We start from the raw sequence: 6,622 nt of genomic DNA on the forward strand, positions 1-6,622 counted from the left end.
ATCGGCTCACATCGGGTAGATGGCGTGCTTGCGCGGGTTGAATTCCGGCTTCACCTTCGGTTTGTCGCGGAGTAGCCGGAGGGCGTGGCGGATTTCCAGGCGGGTCCGGGACGGTTCGATGACCGCGTCGATGTAGCCGCGTTCGGCGGCGATCCACGGGGTGGCGATCGTCTCGTTGTACTGGTTGACCATGAATTCGCGGGCGGCGGAGCGGTGTTCCTCCGGCATCGCCGCCAGTTGGCGTTTGCCGAGCAGGTCGACCGCGCTGTCGGCGCCGATCACCGCGATGCGGGCGGTCGGCCACGCGAGGCTGATATCCGCCCCGACCTGCCGGGCCGCCATCATGCCGTACGCGCCGCCGTAGGACTTGCGCACCACCAGGTTGATGATCGGGACGGTGGCCTCGATGATCGCCCGAGGCGTGCGGCCGCCGCGGATGATCACGCCGGCCGCCTCCTCCGCGAGACCCGGCAGCACGCCCGGAGTATCGGCGACGAACACCAGCGGGATATTGAACGCGTCGCACAGCCGGATGAAGTAGGTCGACTTGTCCGAGCAGGCGGCGTCGATCGAACCGCCCAGCACCAGTGGCTGATTGGCGATCACCCCGACCGGATAGCCGTCGACGCGGGCGAATCCGGTGATGAGGTTCGGCGCGAATGCCGCACGGATTTCATGGAATTCGCCGTCATCGAAGAGGCGCAGCAGAATCTCGTGCATGTCGTAACCGGCGCGATCGGAGTCCGGGATGATCGTGTCGAGTTCCAGGTCGTGCGCCGTGATCTCCTGTTCCAGACCGGGATTCACGATCGGCGGCTGCTCGAGGCAGCTGGTCGGCATATAGCTCAGGTAGTCGCGGGCCCACCGGTAGGCCTCTTCCTCTGTGTCGGCCACGTGGTGCAGGGTGCCGCGCTTGGCCTGCACCTCGGCGCCACCGAGTTCTTCGGCGCTCACATCCTCACCGTTGACGGCCTTGATCACGTCCGGCCCGGTGACGAACATGTAGGAATCCTTGGTGCCGATGAGCACGTCGGTATTGATGGGCCCGTACACCGAACCGGCCGCGCATTTCCCGAGAATGATCGACACCTGCGGCACATAGCCGGACAGCTTCTCCAGCACCCGGGAGATATCGCCGAACGAGGCGATGGAACCGACCGCGTCCTGGATGCGGGCGCCGCCGGAATCGTTGATCGTCACCACCGGGCACGCGGTGTCGAACGCGAATTGCAATGCCCGCATGAACTTCTGCGCCGACGTCACCCCGACCGACCCGCCGTACACGGTCTGATCATGGGAGATCACCACCACCGGCCGGCCCCCGATCAGCCCGCGACCGGTCACCAGCCCGTCACCGTACAGCGCGTCCGGTTGTCCCGGCTGCCGGGCCAGCGCCCCCGTCTCGATGAATGTCCCGGGATCGAGCAGCATGTGCACCCGCTGCCGAACGCTCGGAATTCCCTTCTTCTCCCGCTTCACGACCCCGGCTTCCCCCGCCGGTTCCGCCGCGATCTCCAGAATCTTTGCCAGTTCATCGAGCTTCGCCCGCGTACCGATCACTCTTACTGCCACCTTCTGCGCCGAACCGTTGTGCACCAGCGAGGTTAGGCGGTATCGGCGGAAAACGGGGGCCCACCTTTTCCTCGGCACGGTTCGCGCAGGCGTCGGCTAGCGATACCAGACGCCGGAGTCCCAGTTGCCGTAGTCGTTGACGTTGAAGTCGTAGCGGAGGTGGGCGCCCTCGGCGTAACCCCGCCAAGTGGCCGAGGCGTCGCAGATCGGGTCGTCGTGGTTGCAGACGGTGAGGACCGGGACGTTTCCGAACCAATTGTCCACGCCGGCGAGGGGGTAACCGACGAGCGAATTGCCGGGCGTCGCGGACACCCCGCCGTCGCCGGGACCCGGGGCGCGCTTGGGGTCGGCCAGGAGAATGGCGTTCGTGTTGGAGGCGTTCGGGTGGTCGGTGATCCACGCGTGCACTATGGCCGCGCCCTGACTGTGGCCTATCAAGCGAATATGGTCGCCCGGGCATTCTGCTCGGTGTGACCAGAACAGGTGGTCGAGTTCGTCGATCGCCGATACCGGGGCGGCGGAACTGTAGGTGATCACCCGGTCGGTATAGGGGGTGAATGCCGACTCGACGTTGTCGCCACCGCCGATCCCTATGGTCCAGGTGCCGACACAGCTGTCCGCGCCAGCCCTGGCAATCATCGGCGGGGCGATGGGAAAGAGGATGGTCATCAGTAGTGCGGCGAGGAGTGCCGTTGCTCTACCCATGGTCGTACTTTCTCGAACACGGCGGATCCGATTTCAGCTTACGCAAAAATGATCCGACCGGTGCGTTGGCTCGGCCAGCTGCGGACGGTTCGATCCGGGCGGCAATGCCGGGTGCCTGTGGACCCGGAATGCTGGGCGAGGCTCCTCGTATATCATTCCCTCCCTTATTGACGTGGCAAGAAGATCCAGGGCAAAGTGGCTCGAAGGCAACATAATTGGGTGCCGCTGGCGTGAATTACTCGAAATAGGACGGGAATTGGCAGACGTGTTCGTGTCCGATACCAGGACCGGATGGCTCGAACCGATCGCGGCATCGACCGAACGATTCATCGCGACGGTCGGTCGGCTCACCGACGATCAGGTTGACGCCGAGACATTGATCCCGCCGTGGACACGAGGACATGTGATCACCCATGTCTGCCGGGCGGGCGACAGCTTGATGCGGCTGCTGAGTTGGGCCCGCACCGGAATCGAAGTCCCGCAATACCCGAGCATGGAAGCGCGAGCCGCCGAAATCGAGGCCGGCGCGGAACGATCGGTCTCCGAACTGATGACCGACCTCGTCGACAATGGGGTCCGGTTCGCTGACGCGGTGCGCGCGTTGTCCGAGGAGGGTTGGCGGCGCGAGGTACGCCCGCGCACCGGAGAACTACGAACGGCGGAAACGCTGATCCCGATGCGGCTGCGCGAGTTGGAGATCCACCATGTCGACCTCGACGCGGGGTATTCGTTCTCGGATATCCCTGTCGCCGCCGCTCGATGGATTCTCGACGACATCGCCGATGCCCTCGATCGGCGCGGTGCGGACGGTCCCGCACCGCGATTGCGGGCGACCGACAGTGGGTTCGCCCGAGATCCGGGCGCCGCGGAGACTCGCGGCCGGGTCGGCGTCACCGGCACGCAGGCCGACCTTCTGGCGTGGCTCAGCGGCCGCATGCCCGCTGAGAACACCGATCTGAGGGCCGACGGCGCCGACGCTGTTCCGGTTGCACCGGTCTGGATCTGACCCGGATCAGTAGTCGAGCGCGTGCTCGGGTTGGCAGACGTCCAGTGGGGAGGGGAGGTAGCGCACGATCGCGTCGAGGAGGGGGGCGGTGTCGTTGCTTCGGGGGGCGGCGCTGCACAGGATGGGGACGACGTCGCCGAGGCGGGTGAGGAAGCGGATTCGGTGATGGAGTTGGTCGAGGGTGGGCTCGGTTGGGGTGGGGTCCGTGGTGTCTTCGGTGAGGGTGCGGATCAGGGCGTGGTAGCCGTGTTCGGCGGATTTCCAGTGGGGGCCGTAGATTTCGGCGGCCAGGGGTTCCAGGGCCCAGAGGGGGAGCAGGTCGATGACGCCTTCGAAAGCGGTCCCGGTGCCCAGGGGGAGCTGGAGGGTCAGGGGGATGGCGCCTCGGGTGTCGGCGATGGTGCGCAGGCAGCGGGGGAAGTTGGCGGTGGGATCGTCGAGGGAGGTGACCAGGCAGAGTCGCGCGACCTGGTGGTCGTCGGCGATCTGGAGGATCGTCTCCAGGCGCGGCGCGTTGGTTTCGGCGGCGTTCACGACGGCGATGACGCTGTCGGCGACGCGGATGGCGCGTTGCAGGATCGGGATGGGAGCGTCGCTGGAGACCTCGGACAGGCGGATCGTGTGATCGGCTCGGTCGGCGGACCAGCGCAGCTCGGGGCCGGGGTGGGCGGAGCCGTGCAGACGGTGCAGCAGTCGGGTGGTGTCGGCGGGGTCGCCGATGAGCGTCACGTTGCGGATCGACTGCGGGTCAATAGCTTTGGTGGCCATCGCGGTGGGTTACTCCTCAATCCGAGGGTTCACCGTACCTCCGGGGGTGGATCGCGCGTGGGGAATTCGCCCCCAAAGTAGAACGTGTTCCTATACCGTCGGGCTTGTGCAGAAAGAACAACGCCCCGCCGTGGCCGACTGGTTCACTGCGGATGACGGTGTGGCGCGGCTGCGCGGCAGCCGCTGCAAGGAGTGCGGCACACCGTATTTCCCGAAGAACACCCTCGCCTGCCGGAACCCCCGGTGCGCGGGCCCGAAAGACGGCTCCGAGCTGGAGGACTACCTGTTCTCCACGCGTGGCCGGATCTGGTCGTACGCGGATGCCCGGTACAAGCCGCCCGCCCCGTACGTCTCGGGTGACCCGTTCGAGCCGTACGTGATCGCCGCGGTCGAGCTCGAGGTCGAGAAGATGGTCATTCTCGGACAGGTGGTGCGCGGGTTCACCGTCGACGACCTGGCCGTGGGCATGCCCGTCGAACTCGCCATCGGCACCCTGTACGAGGACGACGAGGCGGAGCACACGGTGTGGAAGTGGAGGCCGGTCAATGACTGACACGAATCGCGATATCGCCGTCCTCGGCGCGGGCATGCACCCGTGGGGCAAGTGGGGACGCAACTTCGTCGAGTACGGACTGGTCGCCGCCCGCGCCGCGCTCGCCGACGCGGGGCTCGAGCACGAGGACGTCGGCTACATCGCCGGCGCGGACACCATCCGCAACGGCTACCCGGGCTTCGTCGCCGGCGCGACCTTCGCTCAGGCGCTGGGCTGGTCCGGCGCGCGCATCTCGAGCAGCTACGCCGCGTGCGCCTCCGGTGCGCAGGCCATCGCCAACGCCCGCGCCCAGATCCTGGCCGGGCTCACCGATGTGGCGCTGGTGATCGGCGCCGACACCACCCCGAAGGGCTTCTTCCAGCCGGTCGGCGGCGAACGCCGCGACGACCCGGACTGGCTGCGCTTCCACCTGCTCGGCGCGACCAACCCGATCTACTTCGCGCTGTACGCCCGCCGCCGCATGGCCCTGCACGGCGCCACGCTCGACGACTTCGCCGCGGTCAAGGTCAAGAACGCCCGCCACGGCCTGAACAACCCGTACGCGCGCTACCGCAAGGAGGTGTCGGTCGAGGAGATCGCCGCCTCGGCCATCGTCTCCGATCCGCTGCGCCTGCTGGACATCTGCGCCACCAGTGACGGCGGCGCGGCCCTGGTCCTCACCTCGATGGACTACGCGCGCAAGCACGGCATCGCCGACCCGGTCCGGATCAGCGCCCTGTCGACGGTCACCCCGGTCTTCCCGAAGACCGTCCTCGACCTGCCGGACTTCGCGACCGACTCGGCCCTGGCCGTCGAGCCGCCGCCGCACACCTTCCGGTCCTCCCTCGCGCACGCCGCGTACGAGGAGGCCGGCATCGGCCCCGAGGACCTGTCGATGGCGGAGGTCTACGACCTGTCCACCGCCCTGGAGCTGGACTGGTACGAGGACATCGGCCTGTGCGAGGTCGGTGGCGCGGAGGCGCTGCTGCGCAGCGGCGCAACCACATTGGGTGGCCGCGTCCCGGTCAACCCCTCCGGCGGTCTCGCCTGCTTCGGCGAGGCCATCCCCGCCCAGGCCATCGCCCAGATCTGCGAGCTCACCTGGCAGCTGCGCGGTCAGGCCGACGGCCGTCAGGTGGAGAACGCCCGCGCCGGCATCGCGGTCAACCAGGGCCTGTTCGGCCACGGTTCGGCGACCATCGTGACGCGCTGATTCGTTCGCTGTCGAATACTTCGAGAACCCGGGCTGCGGCCCGGGTTCTCGTCGTTGATAACGACAATTCGGAACTGGGCAATTGTCCAGAATATGTGATTCCACCGTGAAATATTCTGCGCGGAACAAAAATGGCGGGACGCCGGTGGTCTTCGGCCCCGGGGCGACGCGGGCGGTCGTGAACGATGCCGTGCTTACCGCGCAGATCGCGCCGACCATCCTGACGCTGGCCCAGCGGGCCGTTCTCGTTGTGCCCGGCCCGAATTGGTCAGTAGGGCAAAGACTCCGCTTCCGGGTTGCGGGGTTCGAACCATGTGCTTCGTGCGTACGGTGGCGGCGGACCACTTCTCGGCGACTTATTCGCTAATGAGGACTATTCACAACCGCCGCCCGGGGGTCACTGTGGCAGTGATACCAAACGGTCCAAAACACTCATGTGAATTAGCGATATTTCATATGCTCTGGCGCGCGGAGTGGGACGACCTCGTCCGTTCCGACAACCTGGATAAGAGGGACAGTTTATGAAACGAACGATTCTTGTGGGCATCGCGTCGGCGGCGCTGCTCGGAGCCGGCATCGGAACGGCTGCGGCGGACGGCATTCCGCTCACCACCCCGGTGGATCTGCCGGTCACGTCCGGTTCGGCCTCGGAACTGGGCAACGCCATCGGCACCGGGTCGGTGGACCTCACCGCCCTGGGCGCGGGCCTGGGCAGCGCGTTCGGCGGCGGGTACGCCAACGGCGTCCTCAGCACCCTCTCGGCGGGCATCTCCTCGCACTAGCGTCGGAGTCGCGACGGCGGTCGCCGGGCGAGGACCGCCCGGCG

7 protein-coding genes are annotated in these 6,622 nt (G+C 67.0%); 4 read left to right on the plus strand and 3 right to left on the minus strand.

Annotated features, from left to right (window positions below):
- Nucleotides 1-6: 6 nt before the first annotated feature.
- Together ABZ382_RS35120 and ABZ382_RS35125 are read right to left on the minus strand one after the other, a co-directional pair.
- A complete protein-coding gene (locus ABZ382_RS35120) occupies nucleotides 7-1,560 on the minus strand; it encodes an acyl-CoA carboxylase subunit beta (RefSeq protein ID WP_357098181.1) in 1,554 nt (517 codons plus the stop codon).
- 108 nt (nucleotides 1,561-1,668) lie between these two features.
- Nucleotides 1,669-2,277: a cutinase family protein gene (locus tag ABZ382_RS35125; RefSeq protein ID WP_357098184.1), complete on the minus strand. Its 609-nt coding sequence runs from the start codon at nucleotides 2,275-2,277 to the stop codon at nucleotides 1,669-1,671.
- Nucleotides 2,278-2,548: 271 nt separating this feature from the next.
- On the opposite strand from ABZ382_RS35125, the gene ABZ382_RS35130 reads away from it, so the two are divergent.
- Nucleotides 2,549-3,283 (plus strand): maleylpyruvate isomerase family mycothiol-dependent enzyme, encoded by a 735-nt coding sequence (locus tag ABZ382_RS35130; RefSeq protein ID WP_357098186.1) that lies wholly within the window; start codon nucleotides 2,549-2,551, stop codon nucleotides 3,281-3,283.
- A 6-nt stretch (nucleotides 3,284-3,289) separates the two neighbouring features.
- Here ABZ382_RS35130 and ABZ382_RS35135 read toward each other — a convergent pair whose 3' ends face one another.
- Complete coding sequence (locus ABZ382_RS35135) at nucleotides 3,290-4,051, minus strand: GTP-binding protein (RefSeq protein ID WP_357098189.1); 762 nt, start codon at nucleotides 4,049-4,051, stop codon at nucleotides 3,290-3,292.
- Between the two features lie 130 nt (nucleotides 4,052-4,181).
- On the opposite strand from ABZ382_RS35135, the gene ABZ382_RS35140 reads away from it, so the two are divergent.
- From ABZ382_RS35140 to ABZ382_RS35150, 3 genes are all read left to right on the plus strand, one after another.
- Nucleotides 4,182-4,604, plus strand: a complete 423-nt coding sequence (locus ABZ382_RS35140; RefSeq protein ID WP_357098208.1) for an OB-fold domain-containing protein — start codon at nucleotides 4,182-4,184, stop codon at nucleotides 4,602-4,604.
- Nucleotides 4,597-5,796, plus strand: coding sequence for a lipid-transfer protein (locus tag ABZ382_RS35145; RefSeq protein ID WP_357098192.1), 1,200 nt, complete (start codon nucleotides 4,597-4,599; stop codon nucleotides 5,794-5,796). Before ABZ382_RS35140 ends, ABZ382_RS35145 begins: the two co-directional genes overlap by 8 nt.
- A gap of 521 nt (nucleotides 5,797-6,317) precedes the next feature.
- Entirely contained in the window at nucleotides 6,318-6,578 is a 261-nt protein-coding gene (locus tag ABZ382_RS35150; RefSeq protein ID WP_357098195.1) for a hypothetical protein, read from the plus strand.
- Nucleotides 6,579-6,622: the final 44 nt, after the last annotated feature.

It is taken from the genome of Nocardia sp. NPDC005825 (assembly GCF_040630175.1).
GTDB lineage: Bacteria > Actinomycetota > Actinomycetes > Mycobacteriales > Mycobacteriaceae > Nocardia.

What these genes read in the sequence shown, in the direction of transcription:
- ABZ382_RS35135 (WP_357098189.1), bottom strand. Translation starts at nt 4,051, where the DNA reads ATGGCCACCAAAGCTATTGACCCGCAGTCGATCCGCAACGTGACGCTC.
- ABZ382_RS35125 (WP_357098184.1), bottom strand. Translation starts at nt 2,277, where the DNA reads ATGGGTAGAGCAACGGCACTCCTCGCCGCACTACTGATGACCATCCTC.
- ABZ382_RS35150 (WP_357098195.1), top strand. Translation starts at nt 6,318, where the DNA reads ATGAAACGAACGATTCTTGTGGGCATCGCGTCGGCGGCGCTGCTCGGA.
- ABZ382_RS35145 (WP_357098192.1), top strand. Translation starts at nt 4,597, where the DNA reads ATGACTGACACGAATCGCGATATCGCCGTCCTCGGCGCGGGCATGCAC.